Source organism: Litorimonas sp., assembly GCA_029936425.1.
Classification (GTDB): Bacteria; Pseudomonadota; Alphaproteobacteria; order Caulobacterales; family Maricaulaceae; genus Litorimonas.
The window spans coordinates 1-1,016 of sequence record JAPYSU010000183.1 but is presented as its reverse complement, the minus strand read 5'-3'; the positions used below and the strand labels follow the sequence as shown (position 1 = coordinate 1,016).

Below are 1,016 nucleotides of genomic sequence, written 5' to 3'. Positions count from 1 at the left end.
CGCCAACAGAGTGCGCAGTTGTTCTGGAAAGAATCCAGGGCTGTGTCATGTGTCTGGATGGGACCGGGAAACATCAACGCAACACCTGCAGAGTCCAGCCCGGGGGAAAGCCTCTGGAGACCTGCCAGGAGCAAGCCAACGGGAAGGCCTGCGGGGTCTGGCATCACTCCATGCTCCACGGGACCCAGATCCGCTACTGCAACGCTGTCTCAGCCACCATCAAGAAGCCTACTGCTAGGCCGGTGCACCATGGGGAGGAGAACATCGCCCACACGCTCCTGCAAGTGCAGTTCGTGACCGTGGAGGGCGCGCCTCGCCCAGCTGCAACCTTCTGGGACAACGGCTCAAACATCAACATGATCCGCAAGGAGTACGCCGAGCTGCTGGGCATCGAGGGAATGCAAGTGGCCATCCACCTCACCACCACCGGCGGCGTTAGCAAGCCCTGGAACACCAAGGAGTACACCATCGGCCTCATGGACCGCAAGGGAACCATCCACAAGGTGGTGGCCATGGAGATGGAGCAGATCACCGCCGAGCAGCCCGAGGTGGACATCTCCGCTGTGTCCGACATCTTCCCCGGGCTGGACACGAGTCTGGTGCAGCGACCCAGAGGGCAGATCGACATCCTTCTGGGAATCCATGTGGGCAGTCTCCACCCAACCATCTCGCCGACTGATGTTGTCGGAGGGCTACGCCTCTGCAGATCCCAGTTCGGAACGGGAGTGCTGCTGGACGGGAGCGACCCAAGGATCAGGATCCAGGACGGCCACGACGTTCACTACCTCCAGTCGGCATACCAGTGGTCACAGGACCAGGAAGTGGGACGGATCCAAGCTACCTCGCAGCGCACGCTGTGTTCGAGCCACCACACCGACCGCCGCGATGCCCCCGAGACAGCCTCCGAGGAGAAGACGCTCCTACTGCCCGAGCGCTCGGTGGGCGGGCCTGAGGGGTCCTGCGTGGAGAACTCCAAACTCCTGGGGCGGGGCCAAGTGGTCACCAACGCCAAACGC

The 1,016-nt window shown here is 62.6% G+C and carries 1 protein-coding gene; it reads left to right on the top strand.

Annotation, left to right across the window (positions count from 1 at the left end; translation table 11 throughout):
* Positions 1-170 precede the first annotated feature (170 nt).
* The coding region (locus ACN0IC_RS15855; RefSeq protein WP_416879705.1) for a hypothetical protein at positions 171-1,016 on the top strand (846 nt) is incomplete at its 3' end.